This is a genomic window from Faecalibacillus sp. H12 (assembly GCF_013361255.1).
GTDB classification, from domain to species: domain Bacteria; phylum Bacillota_I; class Bacilli_A; order Erysipelotrichales; family Coprobacillaceae; genus Faecalibacillus; species Faecalibacillus intestinalis.
Genome location: NZ_JABWDK010000013.1, coordinates 41,400 through 57,224 on the forward strand (window position 1 = coordinate 41,400; position 15,825 = coordinate 57,224).

17 protein-coding genes are annotated in these 15,825 nt (G+C 30.7%); 3 read left to right on the forward strand and 14 right to left on the reverse strand.

The window, feature by feature from the left end; genetic code table 11:
- The first annotated feature begins 2 nt into the window (after positions 1–2).
- The gene (locus tag HUU89_RS09475) at positions 3–593 is read left to right on the forward strand and encodes a hypothetical protein (protein WP_254697751.1); all 591 of its coding nucleotides are present in this window, start codon (positions 3–5) and stop codon (positions 591–593) included.
- Between the two features lie 135 nt (positions 594–728).
- Here HUU89_RS09475 and HUU89_RS09480 read toward each other — a convergent pair whose 3' ends face one another.
- The 14 genes from HUU89_RS09480 to HUU89_RS09545 form a co-directional block, all read right to left on the reverse strand.
- Positions 729–1,418 carry a biotin--[acetyl-CoA-carboxylase] ligase gene (locus HUU89_RS09480; protein ID WP_117827107.1) on the reverse strand — a complete coding sequence of 230 codons (690 nt, stop codon included), beginning with the start codon at positions 1,416–1,418 and terminating at the stop codon, positions 729–731.
- A gap of 48 nt (positions 1,419–1,466) precedes the next feature.
- On the reverse strand, positions 1,467–1,892 hold the full coding sequence (gene fabZ / locus HUU89_RS09485) for a 3-hydroxyacyl-ACP dehydratase FabZ (RefSeq protein ID WP_022000687.1): 426 nt from the start codon (positions 1,890–1,892) through the stop codon (positions 1,467–1,469).
- Positions 1,892–3,133: a beta-ketoacyl-ACP synthase II gene (gene fabF / locus HUU89_RS09490; RefSeq protein ID WP_022000688.1), complete on the reverse strand. Its 1,242-nt coding sequence runs from the start codon at positions 3,131–3,133 to the stop codon at positions 1,892–1,894. Before fabF ends, fabZ begins: the two co-directional genes overlap by 1 nt.
- Positions 3,134–3,144: 11 nt before the next feature.
- Positions 3,145–3,897, reverse strand: coding sequence for a 3-oxoacyl-[acyl-carrier-protein] reductase (fabG, locus tag HUU89_RS09495; RefSeq protein ID WP_175301611.1), 753 nt, complete (start codon positions 3,895–3,897; stop codon positions 3,145–3,147).
- A gap of 1 nt (position 3,898) precedes the next feature.
- Positions 3,899–4,801, reverse strand: a complete 903-nt coding sequence (gene fabD / locus HUU89_RS09500; RefSeq protein ID WP_032091720.1) for an ACP S-malonyltransferase — start codon at positions 4,799–4,801, stop codon at positions 3,899–3,901.
- Positions 4,798–5,841 (reverse strand): NAD(P)H-dependent flavin oxidoreductase, encoded by a 1,044-nt coding sequence (locus tag HUU89_RS09505; RefSeq protein ID WP_147579709.1) that lies wholly within the window; start codon positions 5,839–5,841, stop codon positions 4,798–4,800. The genes fabD and HUU89_RS09505 overlap by 4 nt, the downstream gene beginning before the upstream one ends.
- Before the next feature lies 1 nt (position 5,842).
- Positions 5,843–6,769 (reverse strand): DUF561 domain-containing protein, encoded by a 927-nt coding sequence (locus HUU89_RS09510; RefSeq protein WP_032091722.1) that lies wholly within the window; start codon positions 6,767–6,769, stop codon positions 5,843–5,845.
- A 10-nt stretch (positions 6,770–6,779) separates the two neighbouring features.
- Complete coding sequence (locus HUU89_RS09515) at positions 6,780–7,691, reverse strand: beta-ketoacyl-ACP synthase III (protein WP_117851100.1); 912 nt, start codon at positions 7,689–7,691, stop codon at positions 6,780–6,782.
- Positions 7,692–7,702: 11 nt separating this feature from the next.
- Complete coding sequence (locus HUU89_RS09520) at positions 7,703–8,623, reverse strand: acetyl-CoA carboxylase carboxyltransferase subunit alpha (protein ID WP_175301612.1); 921 nt, start codon at positions 8,621–8,623, stop codon at positions 7,703–7,705.
- A gap of 2 nt (positions 8,624–8,625) precedes the next feature.
- Positions 8,626–9,492 carry an acetyl-CoA carboxylase, carboxyltransferase subunit beta gene (accD, locus tag HUU89_RS09525; protein WP_032091814.1) on the reverse strand — a complete coding sequence of 289 codons (867 nt, stop codon included), beginning with the start codon at positions 9,490–9,492 and terminating at the stop codon, positions 8,626–8,628.
- Positions 9,492–10,850, reverse strand: a complete 1,359-nt coding sequence (locus HUU89_RS09530) for an acetyl-CoA carboxylase biotin carboxylase subunit (RefSeq protein WP_175301613.1) — start codon at positions 10,848–10,850, stop codon at positions 9,492–9,494. Before HUU89_RS09530 ends, accD begins: the two co-directional genes overlap by 1 nt.
- On the reverse strand, positions 10,843–11,268 hold the full coding sequence (locus HUU89_RS09535) for an acetyl-CoA carboxylase biotin carboxyl carrier protein (protein ID WP_175301614.1): 426 nt from the start codon (positions 11,266–11,268) through the stop codon (positions 10,843–10,845). The genes HUU89_RS09530 and HUU89_RS09535 overlap by 8 nt, the downstream gene beginning before the upstream one ends.
- Positions 11,269–11,371: 103 nt before the next feature.
- A complete protein-coding gene (gene acpP, locus HUU89_RS09540) occupies positions 11,372–11,599 on the reverse strand; it encodes an acyl carrier protein (protein ID WP_022000698.1) in 228 nt (75 codons plus the stop codon).
- Positions 11,600–11,760: 161 nt separating this feature from the next.
- The gene (locus HUU89_RS09545; RefSeq protein ID WP_175301615.1) at positions 11,761–12,759 is read right to left on the reverse strand and encodes a GtrA family protein; all 999 of its coding nucleotides are present in this window, start codon (positions 12,757–12,759) and stop codon (positions 11,761–11,763) included.
- Between the two features lie 158 nt (positions 12,760–12,917).
- Between HUU89_RS09545 and HUU89_RS09550 the strand changes: the two genes are divergently transcribed.
- Together HUU89_RS09550 and HUU89_RS09555 are read left to right on the forward strand one after the other, a co-directional pair.
- Entirely contained in the window at positions 12,918–13,940 is a 1,023-nt protein-coding gene (locus HUU89_RS09550; RefSeq protein WP_119362880.1) for a YeiH family protein, read from the forward strand.
- A gap of 97 nt (positions 13,941–14,037) precedes the next feature.
- A complete protein-coding gene (locus tag HUU89_RS09555) occupies positions 14,038–15,717 on the forward strand; it encodes a Na/Pi cotransporter family protein (RefSeq protein ID WP_032091728.1) in 1,680 nt (559 codons plus the stop codon).
- Positions 15,718–15,825: the final 108 nt, after the last annotated feature.

The following is a 15,825-nucleotide window of genomic DNA, read 5'->3' on the forward strand; positions in this document are numbered from 1 at the left end:
TTATGTATGTTGATTGTAAATTAAATAGCTCAGATAACAAACCTATTTCCTTCTGGGCAAATACCAGTGGAAATGATCTTGTTGTCAACTATATTCAAAATGGCAGTGATGAACTTCATGAAGGATTTGAACAACTCATTCAAGGAAAGTCTTTAACGAAATATATCAAACCTGAACTTACTTATCGAGAAATGGATAATATTAATAATATCTATAGTTTTCTTTTACTTACAGGATATTTAAAGATAAAAGAAGATTTAGGAGAAAATAAGTATAAACTGATTATTCCCAATAAAGAAGTCTATGAAATCTATAAACAAACATTCTTGTCTTATTTTGAAGACTATACTTTTGTAAGAAAAGAAAATCTTTATCAAAGTCTTGTTAAAGGAGACGTTGATCATGCAAATGAAATACTAGGAGATATCTTATCTAGAAGTATTAGTTACTTTGATAATGAAGAATCTTTTTATCATGGTTTTCTATTAGGACTCTTTAGTGGTAAAAAGATCAAATCAAATCAAATCGAGAAGCGGTGCATGGAAGATTTGATTTATGTATCTTTCCTAAACAAATCTTTCAGACAGCACTAATCTTAGAATGTTTACATTCTAAGATTGTTAAGGATTCCAGTGAAGGAGCCCAACAAATCATTGATTATAAATATGAAGAAGAAATCATCAATGAGAGATATCTTCATGTAAAAGTGCAAGCTTAAGCCTGCACTTTTATTTATTATGTAAAGATATTTCATTAATTACCTGTTTATATGTTTTTCCTTGTCGATCAACAAATAAAACAGAACCATCATCTAATAGCTTTTGAAAACAAACTTCTCCATAATCACCATATTCTACCCATTGATCTTTTAAATAAGAAATACTATTAGCGTATTCTAAAACCTTATGAAACTGATTTGTTTGATATAAATTATAATAAATCAACATAAATGTTTTCAGTCCAATAGCAAGTTTAGATATTTTATACTCTTTATGAGTAATTTGTTTCATTGATTGAAAATCTTCATTATTAACATTCAATCCTATTCCTACAATGACTCCTTTTAAATCAGGATCTAAAATCGTTTCTACTAAAATACCACAAATCTTTTTTCCATCGACATAAATGTCATTAGGCCATTTAATAGTTGCTTTAATACGATAACGATCAAGTAAACCAACCACACTACACGAAGCTAATTGTGTCATTTTCCAAGCATCTTCTATTTTATGAAAATCTTTAAATAAAAAACTCATAATCAAATTCTCATTTGCATGACTTTCCCAAACATGACCATTTCTACCTCTACCTTTTGTTTGATATTTGGCAGTGACACATGTTTGCATAGGTAAATTTTGATATTCTCTTTTTAAATAATCATTTGTTGAATCAACTTCTTCTAGCTCTATCAGTTTCATAGTTTCACCTCTTTATCATGATAAAATAAAAAAAATTGCAATTCAAGATTATTGAATTGCAAATGTAAGTTCAGCTTTGCAAACAACTTTACCATTTACTTTTGCAATAGCTTCACCAATTCCTACAGGTCCTTTTTGTTTAGTAAGAACACATTCCATTTCTAAAACATCCCCTGGTGTTACTTGTCCTTTAAAACGACAATTTTTAATACCACCAAAGAAAGCAATTTTTCCTTTATTTTCTTCTTTTGATAAAATAGCAATACATCCTACTTGTGCCAAAGCTTCAACAATCAAAACTCCTGGCATGACATGATGACTTGGAAAATGTCCACAAAAATGCATTTCATTAACACTGACACATTTGATTCCTTTAGCATACTCACCTGGTTTATAATCTGTAATTCGATCTACTAAAGCAAAAGGATAACGATGAGGATTGATTTCTTGTATTTGATTACTATTAAGTTCCATTACTCTTCTCCATATTTCTTAAAAATAATTGAGGCATTATGCCCTCCAAAACCTAATGAATTTGACATTACATAATTTAATACTTGTTTTCTTCCATGATTTGCGACAATATCTAAATCGCATTCTTCATCAAAATTTTGATAATTAATAGTTGCTGGAATAAAGTTATCTTCTAATGCTTTAACACATAAAACACCTTCAATTCCACCAGCAGCTCCTAAACAATGACCTGTATTTCCTTTTGTTGAAGATACAGCTACTTTATGAGCATGATTTTTAAAAGCTTTTTTGATTGCAGCTGTTTCTAACTTATCATTCATCGGTGTTGATGTTCCATGAGCATTAATATAATCAATTTGATTAGCTTCAAGAGAAGCATCTTGAAGTGCATTGATCATGGCTTTAGCACCTCCAATACCTTCAGGAGCTGGAGCTGTCATATGATAAGCATCACAACTAACACCATAACCTACCATTTCACAATAAATATGTGCCCCTCTTGCTTTAGCATGTTCAAGTTCTTCTAAAACAAGCATTCCTGCTCCTTCGCCCATGACAAAACCATTTCTTTCTTTATCAAAAGGAATGGAGGCACGTTTGGGATCATGTGATTCACTTAAAGCTTTCATTGATGTAAAACCACCAATACCAAGAGGTGTAATGCTTGCTTCGCAACCTCCAGCAATGGTTACATCTAAATAACCATCACGAATATTTCTAAAGGCATCACCAATAGCATTTGTTCCTCCCGCACAAGCTGTTACAGGACATGTAGCAAGTCCTTGTGCTTTAAAGGCAATGGCAATTTGACCAGCTGCTAAATTAACAATGGTCATAGGAATAAAGTATGGAGAAACACGATCAAATCCTTTCTTTAAACCACGTTGATGATTTTCTTCAATAGATCCTAATCCTCCAATACCACTTGATACTACTACCCCAAAACGATCATGATTTATAGAATCTATCTCTAATTTAGAATCTTTGATAGCTTCTTTAGCTGCAATCAGTCCATATTGAATAAATTTATCCATTTTACGAACATCTTTTTTATCTAAATATTCAGTAGCTTCAAAGTTCTTTAATTCACCTGCTACTTTTACCTTCATATTTGAAGTATCAAATGATTGAATCAAATCAATCCCACATTGATGATTTAAAATACCCTTCCATGTATCATTTACATTATTTCCAATAGGTGTTAAAGCACCTATTCCTGTTACGACAACTCTTCTTTTCATATGCTTCTCCTTTACATAGCCATGCCGCCATCAACATGCAATGTTTGTCCAGTAATGTACTTTGCTTCATCACTTGCTAGAAAAACAACTGCATTTGCAATATCTTGAACACTTCCAAATTCTCCTAAAGGAATTTGACTTTTCATTTGTTCTTTAATATCATCACTTAAAACATCTGTCATTGCTGTTTGAATAAAACCTGGTGCTACTGCATTAACAGTAATACCACGACTTCCAACCTCTCTAGCAAGAGACATTGTCATTCCAATAATTCCTGATTTACTAGCAGCATAATTGACTTGTCCAGCATTTCCCATAACGCCTACAACAGATGACATGGAAACAATACGTCCATATTTTTGTTTCATCATTAATTTTGTCGCATGTTTCATACAATTCCATGTTCCTTTTAAATTGACATCAATAACTGCATCAAAATCATTTTCTTTCATGCGTAACATTAAGCCATCTTTTGTAATTCCTGCATTATTAATTAAAATATCCAATCTTCCATATTCATTTTTAATTGTTTTAAACATCTCTAATGTTTCATCATAACTTGCTACATTTGCAGGTAAGATTTCACATTTTCCTCCAAGACTTTCAATTTCATTTTTTGTCATTTGAGCAATTTCTTGATTATTCCCTAAATCTATATAATTAATTAAAACAAAAGCACCATTTAAAGCTAATGTTTTAGCAATTTCTTTACCAATACCTTGTCCTCCACCTGTAACAAGAGCAATTTTATTTTCTAATCTCATTTTATTCTCCCTTCAAAGCTTTCACTGTTTTTTTCAATGATTCCATATCTTCTATTTGATAAAGCTGAATACTTCGATCTATTTTTCTAACAAAACCACTTAATACCTTTCCTGGTCCTACTTCAATGATCGTATCAACACCTTGATCTATCATATAGCGAATACTTTTTTCAAAGTAAACAGGTGACATCACTTGCTTTTCTAAAATTTCTGGTATTGATTGATATTCGATTTCATGACCTAAAGTATTAAAAATAACAGGTATTTTCATTTCATGAAAAGTTTCTTTTTTAAATCTTTCTTTTAAAGCAAGTGACGCTTCTTTTAATAAAGACGTATGAAAAGGTCCACTCGTATTTAAAGCAATCACTCTTCTCGCTTTATTTTCTAAAGCTAATTCTTTAACTTTTTCCACAGCCTTCTTTTCACCAGCAACAACAAGTTGACCAGGACAATTATAATTAGAAATAGAAACAACCCCTAACGAACTTGCTTGATGACACAAATCTTGTAAAAGTTCTTCCTTCATTCCTAAAACGGCAATCATTTCACTTTCAATTTCTGATACTGCTTCTTGCATGACTTTTCCTCTAAAACGCGCAAGATCAATCACTTGTTGTCTTTTAAAAACACCTGCACAATATAATGCTGAATATTCCCCTAAAGAAAGACCTGCTGTATAATCAGGCACAATTCCATGTTCTTTTAATAAATCTGTAATGATTGTTGCAACCATCACCATACATGGTTGGGTATATGGTGTATAAGATAGTTTTTCAAGTGGTCCATTAAAACATAATTCCTTTAAATCTTCATTTTGATCAAAGATTTCACGAGGATAAAATGATTTTCCCATCCCCACAACTTGACTTCCTTGACCAGCATAAATAATTCCTAATTTCATTTGTCATCCTCCATTAATTCATGAATCACTTCATCAACATGCATCAAATGATCTTGCCTATAACCATGAGCTCCTGTAAAAATAAGACCATCCTCTAAATTTCCTTTAACTGCTTCTATTAAAGCTCTTGAAATACAATAAGGTGTATTTTTAACATCACAAGGAATTAAACATTGATAACATTTTTTAACAGGTATTTTTTCTTTCTTGGTTTTTTTAACAAAACTATTTTGCATTGCTCTTCCTGGCATTCCAACAGGAGAAGAAACAAAACCAATATCTTCCTTTCTAGCTTTTAAGAAGGCTTCTTTATATTTGATAGAAGCATCACATTCATAAGTTGTAATAAAGCGTGTTGCTACTTGAATACCATCGACACCTAGATCAAAGAAATGCTTAACATCACTTCTTTGACTGATTCCTCCTGCTACAAAAATAGGAATGTTCAATTTATTATTTTCTACAATTTCTTCAACATCTTTAAAAATTTCTTCTAAACTTTGGCATGTTTGATTTTCTAAATCTTCTTTTTTAAACCCTAAATGTCCACCTGCTTGGCTTCCTTCAATAACAATAAAATCTGGTGTACGTTGATATTTTTTGAGCCAATGTTTTATGATTACCTTACAGGCTTTACCACTTGAAACAATTGGAGCAATTAAAACATCATGATCTTTTACCAATTCTGGTAAACGTAAAGGAAGTCCAGCTCCTGAAATAATAGCATCAACTTTACTCTCTAATGCTGCATTGATCAATTCATCATAATCTTTTAAAGCAACCATCGCATTGATAGCTACTAAACCTTTTCCTTGAGAAAGCTTTTGTGCTTTTAAAATTTCTTTTTTTAAAGCACGAATATTTGCTTGACGATGATTACTTTCAAAATCATCTTCCTTGTAACCTGGATGCGCTGTAGAAATAACCCCCATCGCTCCACACTTAGCAACATGCCCTGCCAAACTTCCTAGAGAAACACCAACTCCCATTCCTCCTTGAATTAAAGGAACAGTTAAGCTTTTTTGATTGATTTCTAACATTTTAAATCTCCAAATTTGAATAAGTTTCTTGTAACTCACTCATCATTTCTTCTAAAATTTGTTTAACGGGTTTAATTTCATGAATCATTCCTGCAACTTGTCCTGCCATCAAAGAACCTTCATCAACATTTCCCTCAAAAACAGCTTTTTTTAATGAACCTAAAGTATATTTTTCAAGTTCCATCATATCTGCTCCTGCTTTTTCTTTTTGAATATAAGCTTTTGCCATTTTATTTTTTAAGATTCTTACTGGTGTTCCATTAATTCTTCCTGTAACAGTTGTCGAAGTATCTTTTGCCTTTAAAATTGCTTGTTTATAATTTTCATGGATTGGACATTCTTTACTTGCGAGTAAAACTGTTCCAATTTGTACACCACAAGCACCTAAGGCATAAGCCGCTAACATTTGCTTGCCACTGGCAATCCCTCCTGCAGCAATAACAGGAATAGAAACATTACTTACAACTTGAGGAACAAGCGCCATAGTCGTTGCCTCACCAATATGTCCTCCTGCTTCACAACCTTCAACAATTAAACCATCCACACCTGCACGTTCTAATCTTTTAGCAAGAGCCACACTAGGAACAACAGGTAAAACTTTAATTCCTGCTTCTTTCCACATTTTTATATATACACCTGGATTTCCAGCACCAGTTGTCACAACTGGGACATGTTCATCAATAACGATTTGTGCCATTTCTTTGGCATCTGGATTGAGTAACATAATATTGACACCAAAAGGTTGATTTGTTAATTTTTTACATGCTTGAATTTCTGCTTTTAACATTTTAGCATTCATTCCTCCTGCTCCAATCAAACCCAAACCTCCTGCATTAGAAACACTCGCAGCAAAGGCACCGGTAGCAATATTGGCCATTCCTCCTTGAATAATAGGATATTTAATATTTAATAACTCATTTAATTTCATTTTGTTCTCCTTACCATTCCATTAAAATTGCACCCCAAGTAAGTCCTCCACCAAAGCCAACGAGAATGATTTTCATTCCTTTTTGAAGTAACCCTTGTTCATTCATCTTCGCTAAAGCTAATGGAATACTCGCTGCTGAGGTGTTTCCATATTCTTGTAAGTTCATATAAAACTTTTCACTTGAACATTGATATTTTTTATAAACATGTTTAATAATTCTTTCATTTGCTTGATGACAAATCACGTAATCAATATCATTTAATGTCATTTTTGCTTGGTTTAAGACATGATCAATACTTAAAGGAATTGCTTTAATAGCAAATTTAAAAACATCTTGACCTTTCATTTTTAAATAATCATTTCTTTTAGAAAATAGTACTTCTTCATTTCCATCACTATCTAAATAACTATAAAAAAGCTTTTGACTTTTTTTAATCAGCGTAGCGGCTGCACCATCTCCAAATAAAATACACGTATTACGATCTTGATAATCTACAATAGAGCTTAATTGTTCACTTCCAATAACAAGTCCATATTGATTTTCTTCTAACAAGCTTTGAGCAACTTTTAAAGCATAAACATAACCACTACAAGCAACATTAATATCAAAACACATCATTGATTGATGATTTAAACCTAAAGCTTTTTGTACAAGACAGGCATTACTTGGCGTATTATTTTCTGGTGTCATCGTAGCTACAATAATTAAAGCAAGTTGACTTAAATCTTGATTTTGAGTTGCTTTTTTAGCAGCTTCAATAGCTAGAAAGGCACTTGATTTATCTGAAAGATGTCTTTTTAAAATACCCGTTCGTGAAACGATCCATTCATTAGATGTTTCTACCATTTGTTCAAGTTGTTGATTATCTAAAGTCTTTTCAATTTTGGCATAACCTGTAGAAACAATTTCAATTCCATTCATCTTTTTCTCCTTTAAAATACTTGTCCTATCTTTCTATATTTTTCATAACGTTTATTAATCAATTGAGATGTTGATAACTTTTGTAATTCTTTAAGATTTGTATTTAAATATTCTTTTATTTGTCGATAAACTTCATAACTTTCAACAGTAGCCCCTTTTAAATCTTCATCTATGATATGATCAATAATATGACGCTCATAAAGATCCTTAGCTGTTAATTTCATTAAGCTTGCAGCCTCTGCAACACGCTTTCCTTCTTGATCTTTCCATAAAATAGAAGCAAATCCTTCAGGAGATAAAATCGAATAAACACTATTTTCTAACATGACTAAGCGATCACTCACACTTAAAGCCAAAGCTCCTCCAGAACCTCCCTCACCAATAACAATAGTAATAATAGGAACTTTTAAAAGAGACATTTCTAAAAGATTTCGAGCAATTGCTTCTCCAATTCCATGCATTTCTGCTTCCATTCCTGGATAAGCTCCTGGAGTATCGACAAAAGCAATAATAGGACGTTTAAATTTTTCTGCCTGTTTCATTAAGCGCATTACCTTTCGATAGCCTTCTGGTGAAGACATTCCAAAATTACATTTTAAATTATCTTCTAAAGTTTTTCCTTTTAAATGACCAATAATTGTTACAGGTTGTTGATTAAATAAACCAATACCTCCAACAATTGAACCATCATCTTTTGCTAAACGATCTCCATGTAATTCAATAAAATCATCAAAGAGATGATTGATATAATCTTTAATATTTGGTCGTGTACTTTTTCTAGCAAGATAAACATGATCATAAGGTGAAAGATGTTGATAATATTCTTCTTGTTTTTTGATTTGACTTTCGATTTCTTTTTTTCTTTCTTGATTGCAATCAAGAAGTTCTTTTTGTAACTTTTCAATTTCTTTTTCTACTTGACTTAAAGACATCTTTATGCCCCCTTACCATGCATTTTTAAAATTCTAATAAGTGTTGAACGCATTTCTTGACGTTTCACAATTAAATCAACAAATCCTTGTTCTTCCATAAATTCTGTTGTTTGAAAGTTTTCCGGTAATTTTTGTTTAAGCGTACTTTCAATGACACGTCTTCCTGCAAATCCAATCAATGCTTGAGGTTCACCAATAATAATATCTCCTAAGCTTGCAAATGAAGCTGTTACTCCTCCTGTTGTTGGATGGGTAATATAGGAAATATAAAGTAAACCTGCTTGATGATGTCTAGCAAGAGCTGCGGAGGTTTTTGTCATTTGCATTAAGGAATAAATTCCTTCTTGCATTCTAGCGCCTCCTGAAGCTGTAAAAATAATGAGTGGATACTTTCTTTTGGTTGCATGTTCAATAGCTTTCGTGATTTTATCACCTACAATAGAAGACATACTACCCATTAAAAAACGTGAATCCATCACACAAGTAATCACCTTTGTCCCATTTATTTTTCCACTTGCTACAACAACAGCTTCATTTAAACCTGTTTTTTGTTGTAGAATTTCTAATTTTTCATCGTATCCAGGAAATTCTAAAGGATTTACTCTTTGTGTACTTTTATAGAGTTCTTTATATTTTCCTTGATCATAAATCATTTCTAATCTTTCATAAGCAGTGATCTTTAAATGATTTCCACAGTGAGGACAAACTGACATATTTTTTTTAAGTTTACTTGTAAGAATCAATTCTTTACACTTTGGACATTTTGTATAAAGTCCTTCAGGAACTTCTTTTCTTTCATTTTCTCTTTTTTTTCTTAATGACTTAAATAAATGAAGTTTTTCTTTTCTTTCCTTAAATAACTGTTCCATCATCTTTCATTCACCAACTCATCTAAATGTTTTTCAATAAAACTTGTATCAAAATGTCCTTTGACATAATCACTTTCATGTAAAATCAAATACTGTAATTCTTGATTCGTATCAATACCATCAATCACTAATTCACTTAAGACCCTACGCATTTTACGAATTGTTTCAATACGATTTCTTCCATGAACGATTACCTTAGCAATCATTGAATCATAATGAGAAGACACTTGATAACCTTGATATAAAGTTGTATCAATACGTACCCCAAAACCTCCTGGAATATGTAAACTACTAACAATCCCTGGTGAAGGTCTAAAACCTTCTTGAGGATTTTCAGCATTGATACGACATTCAAGGGCATGTCCCTTTAATTCAATATCACTTTGTTTATAATTCAATTTTAAATGTGCAGCGATTCTAATTTGTTCACGAACCAAATCAACCCCCGTTACCATCTCTGTTACTGGATGTTCAACTTGAATACGCGTATTCATCTCAATAAAATAATATTTTCCATCCGGTGCTAAAACAAATTCAATCGTTCCTGCATTAACATATCCTACTTTTTTAGCTGCTTTGATAGCATCATTTCCCATCTTTTCTCGAAGCTCTTGACTTAAAGCTTTACTTGGAGATTCTTCCATCATCTTTTGGTTTCTTCTTTGAATTGAACAATCTCTTTCTCCTAAATGAATAACATTACCAAAATGATCAGCTAAAATTTGAAATTCAATATGTTTAGGATTTAAAATCAATTTTTCCATATACATATCATCATCACCAAAACAAGCCTTTGCCTCCGCTTTAGCTGTTAAATAAGCATTTTCAAAATCTTCTTCCTTAAAACATTTTCTCATACCTCTTCCACCACCACCGGCAGAAGCTTTAATTAAAACCGGATAACCAATCTTTCTAGCAATTTCTTTTCCTTGACTGACAGATTCAACACTGCCATCACTTCCAGGAACAACTGGAACTCCTGCTTCAATCATCATTTGTCGAGCAACGCTTTTATTCCCCATTTGATCAATCACATCACCACTTGGACCAATAAAAGTCATACCACATTTTTCAACAAGTCTGGCAAACGTCGAATTTTCAGATAAATAACCAAATCCAGGATGAATTGCATCACACCCTGATAAAGTAGCTACTGATAAAATATTTTCCATATTTAAATAACTCTCACTACTTTTAGCAGGTCCAATACAGTAAGCTTCATCTGCTAATTGAACATGTAAAGAAGTGGCATCTGCTGAAGAATAAACAGCAACGGCTTCAATTCCCATTTCTTTACAACAACGAATAATTCTAACGGCTATTTCACCGCGATTAGCAATCAATATCTTTTTAAACATTTTCTTCAATAACCATTAAAACTTGATCATATTCTACAAGCGCTTCATTTTCTACAAGAATTGATGTAACCGTTCCATCACATGGTGCCTTAATTTCATTCATCACCTTCATTGCTTCAATAATACAAATAATATCTCCTTTTTTAACTGTCTTTCCAACAGTAACATACGGATCACTTTCAGGTGAACTTGCACCATAGAAAACACCTACAATTGGTGATTTTACAGGTGTACCTGTAGACTCTTTGGTATTAACTTCTGCAACCATTTTATTTTCTTTTTCTAATGGTTTTACATATTCAACTTTTTCACTTTCTTTTTCTAATTCTATTTTTAAATCATCTATTTCTACTTTCATTTTAGTGACATTTGATTGATCAAACTCACTCATAATTTGTTTAATGAAATCTAATTTCATAGCATTCTCCTTTGTTTGAAGTTCAAAGCATATAGTAAAATAATAAGCTTTGAAATTCAAAGCTTATTATAAAATATATAGTCGCCTCAGCGACACCTCTTTACTATTTGTTTGCTTCAATATAATCTACGATATCTTTAACAGTTTTCATGTTAGAAGCAACTTCATCTGGAATTTCTACTTCAAATTCTTCTTCAATTTGCATAATTAATTCAACAGCATCTAAAGAATCAGCTTCTAAATCATCTTTTAAATTTGCTTCCATTGTAACTTGACTTTCATCACAACTTAATGAATCAACAATGATCTCTTTTACTTTTTCAAAATCCATTTTACTTTCCTCCTTGAATACGGTTTGTATTATACACGAAGAACATAAAAAGTAAATACTTTGAAGTTCAAATTTATTTATTTTTTTAATTTTCTTTGATTTTATCAACATTTTTTATTTAAAATATTTTTTTAAATAGGATAAATCATTGATTTATCTTATTATTCTTTATGAAATACCCACTTTGTTTGTGCACTATAACTAAGTAAAAATAACAGTAAATCCCCTACTGGTTTCGCAAGTTTTTCTGACATGATATTAAAAATCGATGCCACATAAACAAATAAAGTAGATAAAATTGTAATAATAACTGTTAGAATCAAAAAACGAATAGCTGTCTGTCTATTGTTTGTTTTTCCTTTAAAAACATATTTTTTATTAACTACATAATTAACAATTGTAGAAATAACTCTAGCGATAAGACTTGCTAGAGCAATACGCCAAAAATCACTTGTCATCCATATTTTTAAAACATCTAATAAAATCCACGCTAATAAAACATCTATTATAGAACTAATAATAGAGGAAGATACAAAGCGAATAAGATGTAAGAAGATAACATAAATAATTTGAGAAGTTTTATTTTTTGGATGAAAAGCTTCTTGTGATAATTTTTTAACCTTGATTTCTTCTATATCATGTTGATTTTGTACTTGATCTATTAAAGCTTGTACTTCATAACAGTTTTCATCAACTTCTAGCATTTCATCTAAATAAGATATTGAAAAGCCAAACAATTCACTGTCGACATTGATAAATTTTTGATTATAAATAAGTGAAAATAATTGAGATAAAATCTTTTTCCCTTGATGATGCACAAAATAGAATTTAGATGCATCCTCATTAATTGATTGACTCATTTGATCAACTAATTTTAAATCATATTCATTTTCTAAAATAAGAATTCCTTTTTTATCCTTTAAGTGTTCTTTAACATACTGATATCCTTTTTTTAAAGCATAGCCTTTTCCTTTAAAATGTGGATAATTAATGATTTTACAATCATAGACCATCCTTTCAAAAACAGCATGATAATTTTCATCAGAGCCATCATTAATTACAATAACATCATAATTTTTTTCTTTTAACTTTTTAACATAGTTTATAATCCTCTCCCTAGGATTATAAACTGGTATTAAAATAACCATTTTACTAAACATATTCATCCCTCATCATATCTATGATACATGAATGTGTTTTAAAGTACAAACTTATGAGAAAAAATTATTCTTAATTTTTCTTAATAATTAATTTATGAGTTTCTAGTTATTTACTATTTTTTATGCTAAACTACTTTTGTTTAAAAGGGAGAGAGTTTATGAATTTTAAAAAGAATTATAAAGGAATGTTATTATGTTTGATTATTGCCATTCCTTGTTGGTTTTTAGGAAAGAAGTTTCCTATTGTAGGTGGTCCTGTCTTTGGAATTATTCTTGGAATGATCATTACTTTATTTATTAAAGATAAAAATGAATTACAATCAGGCATCACTTTTACATCCAAAAAAATCTTACAGTATGCGGTTATCTTGTTAGGATTTGGAATGAATTTATCGGTCGTGTTACAAACAGGAAAACAATCTTTACCAATCATTCTAGCTACTATTTCTACATCTTTAATTGTCGCTTACCTGTTACATAAAATCATGCATATTCCAAGTAAGATTTCTACTCTAATTGGTGTTGGTTCTTCTATTTGTGGTGGTTCAGCCATTGCGGCTACAGCACCTGTTATTGAAGCCAGTGATGAAGAAGTAGCTCAAAGTATTTCTGTTATCTTTTTATTTAATATGATTGCTGCTTTATTATTTCCTACACTTGGAACACTGTTAGGTTTTTCTACAAAAAGCGGTGAAGCTTTTGGAATCTTTGCTGGTACTGCTATTAATGATACATCTTCTGTAACAGCAGCAGCTTCTACGTGGGATTCAATGTACCATCTACAAAGTGCTACTTTAGATAAAGCCGTAACTGTTAAACTTACAAGAACACTTGCAATCATTCCGATTACTTTGGTTTTATCTTTTTTTAAGTTAAGAAAGAATAAAGATGGTCAAAAAATTAATTTAAAGAAAGTTTTTCCATTTTTTATCATTTATTTTGTGTTAGCTTCTATTATTACAACAGTTGCTATTAAAATGGGAGTCTCTGCTGATTTCTTTACACCCTTTAAAGAATTAAGTAAATTCTTTATTGTTCTAGCAATGGTGGCTATTGGTTTAAATACAAATGTTATTAAATTGATTAAAAATGGTGGTAAACCAATTATTTTAGGTTTTATTTGTTGGATATGCATTGCTTGTATGAGTTTATTCATGCAACATCTTCTTGGAATATGGTAAAAAGCTCTTAGGAGCTTTTTTGTTAAGTTAATGTTAAGTTTATTTACTTCACATTAAGAAAGTGTTAATCTACTTACGGATTGTGAGGAATATATATATGGAACTATCGAATATTTTTTCAATGTTAGGTGGTTTAGCGCTTTTCCTTTATGGAATGAATATGATGTCCAATGGATTAGAGCTTGCTGCCGGAAATAAAATGAAATCTATTTTAGAAAAATTAACTTCTAATCGTATTTTAGGAGTTTTAGTTGGAGCTTTAGTTACAGCTGTTATTCAATCTTCTTCAGCGACAACTGTCATGGTCGTTGGATTTGTTAACTCTGGATTGATGTCTTTAACAAGTGCTGTTTGGGTAATTATGGGAGCCAATATTGGAACAACAATTACAGGTCAATTGATTGCTATCAATATTACTGCACTTGCTCCATTATTTGCTTTTATTGGAGTTGCCATGATTGTTTTCTTTAAAAGCAAGAAATTAGATGCTATTGGTACGGTTATTGGTGGTTTAGGGATTTTATTTATTGGAATGGAAACAATGTCAAAGGCTATGGTGCCACTTAGAACAATGCCTGAATTTGTAGGATTGATTTCTAAGTTCCAAAATCCACTTATTGGTATTATCGTAGGGGCTTTATTTACTGCACTTATTCAAAGTTCATCAGCATCTGTCGGTATTTTACAAGCTTTAGCTAAAAGTGGTGTTATGACTTTATCATCATCTATTTATGTATTATTTGGTCAAAATATTGGAACTTGTATTACTTCTGTTCTTGCTTCTATTGGAACAAGTAAGAATGCTAAAAGAACAACAATTATTCATTTATCTTTCAATATTATCGGAACTGTTATTTTTGTAACGATTAGTTTATTATTCCCATTTGCTCATTTAATTGAAAGTATTACACCAAATAATGTAGCTGCTCAAATAGCTAATGTACATACAATATTTAATATCACAACAACTTTATTATTACTTCCAATTGGGACTAAATTGGTTGATCTAGCAACTAAGATTTTACCTGAAGATAAAGAAGAAAGCGAACATATGTCTCTTAAATATTTAGATTTCAGTATTTTTGAAAATGATTTTCATATTGGAACAAGTGCTATCGCTAATACTCAATTATTTAATGAAACTCAACATATGTTAAATGTAGCGAATCATAATGTTAAAAGAGCATTTGAACTTTTAAATCATTTTGATCAAGAAAAATACGAACGTCTTCTAAAAGATGAAAACTATATTAATTATTTAAATCAACAAATTATTGATTTTACAACTGCAGCTATTTCAAACGAGTTCCCTACAGAAGGTTCTCAAACAATTATATTATTTTTAAAACTATCTTCTGATTTAGAAAGAATTGGTGATCATGCAATCAATATTGCTAACAGAGCTCAAAGATTAGCAGAAGATGATACCCATTTTTCTCAAGATGCTTTAAAAGAAATAAGTATTATGGAAAGTTTATGTAATAATATTTTAGATGAATTAATTATTTTAGATTATGATGAATTTAAAAATATTGTCGATAAAGTAGATATCATGGAAGATAATATTGATAAGACACAACATCAATTCGCAGTTAATCAACTTATTCGTTTAAAAGAAAAGAAATGTTCAACTGAAAACAGTATTATTTACACAAAAATCTTAACTGATTTTGAAAGAATTGGTGATCATGGTTTAAATATTGCTGAAAGCTTATATCATATTCGTAAAATCATGAAACAAATGAAAATGATTAAACCAGAAATAGAAGAAGCATAAAAAAATAGGTTATAGCGATTTAATTCGTTATAACCTATTTTCATTAACAAATAATTTTTAAAACATCTTCTTCACTATTGATGTTAAAAATATTTAATGTAAGTTCAT

Coding starts and splice junctions, on each gene's coding strand:
- HUU89_RS09475 (WP_254697751.1), top strand. CDS start 3: ATGTATGTTGATTGTAAATTAAATAGCTCAGATAACAAACCTATTTCC.
- HUU89_RS09480 (WP_117827107.1), bottom strand. CDS start 1,418: ATGAAACTGATAGAGCTAGAAGAAGTTGATTCAACAAATGATTATTTA.
- fabZ (WP_022000687.1), bottom strand. CDS start 1,892: ATGGAACTTAATAGTAATCAAATACAAGAAATCAATCCTCATCGTTAT.
- fabF (WP_022000688.1), bottom strand. CDS start 3,133: ATGAAAAGAAGAGTTGTCGTAACAGGAATAGGTGCTTTAACACCTATT.
- fabG (WP_175301611.1), bottom strand. CDS start 3,897: ATGAGATTAGAAAATAAAATTGCTCTTGTTACAGGTGGAGGACAAGGT.
- fabD (WP_032091720.1), bottom strand. CDS start 4,801: ATGAAATTAGGAATTATTTATGCTGGTCAAGGAAGTCAAGTTGTGGGG.
- HUU89_RS09505 (WP_147579709.1), bottom strand. CDS start 5,841: ATGTTAGAAATCAATCAAAAAAGCTTAACTGTTCCTTTAATTCAAGGA.
- HUU89_RS09510 (WP_032091722.1), bottom strand. CDS start 6,769: ATGAAATTAAATGAGTTATTAAATATTAAATATCCTATTATTCAAGGA.
- HUU89_RS09515 (WP_117851100.1), bottom strand. CDS start 7,691: ATGAATGGAATTGAAATTGTTTCTACAGGTTATGCCAAAATTGAAAAG.
- HUU89_RS09520 (WP_175301612.1), bottom strand. CDS start 8,623: ATGTCTTTAAGTCAAGTAGAAAAAGAAATTGAAAAGTTACAAAAAGAA.
- accD (WP_032091814.1), bottom strand. CDS start 9,492: ATGGAACAGTTATTTAAGGAAAGAAAAGAAAAACTTCATTTATTTAAG.
- HUU89_RS09530 (WP_175301613.1), bottom strand. CDS start 10,850: ATGTTTAAAAAGATATTGATTGCTAATCGCGGTGAAATAGCCGTTAGA.
- HUU89_RS09535 (WP_175301614.1), bottom strand. CDS start 11,268: ATGAAATTAGATTTCATTAAACAAATTATGAGTGAGTTTGATCAATCA.
- acpP (WP_022000698.1), bottom strand. CDS start 11,599: ATGGATTTTGAAAAAGTAAAAGAGATCATTGTTGATTCATTAAGTTGT.
- HUU89_RS09545 (WP_175301615.1), bottom strand. CDS start 12,759: ATGTTTAGTAAAATGGTTATTTTAATACCAGTTTATAATCCTAGGGAG.
- HUU89_RS09550 (WP_119362880.1), top strand. CDS start 12,918: ATGAATTTTAAAAAGAATTATAAAGGAATGTTATTATGTTTGATTATT.
- HUU89_RS09555 (WP_032091728.1), top strand. CDS start 14,038: ATGGAACTATCGAATATTTTTTCAATGTTAGGTGGTTTAGCGCTTTTC.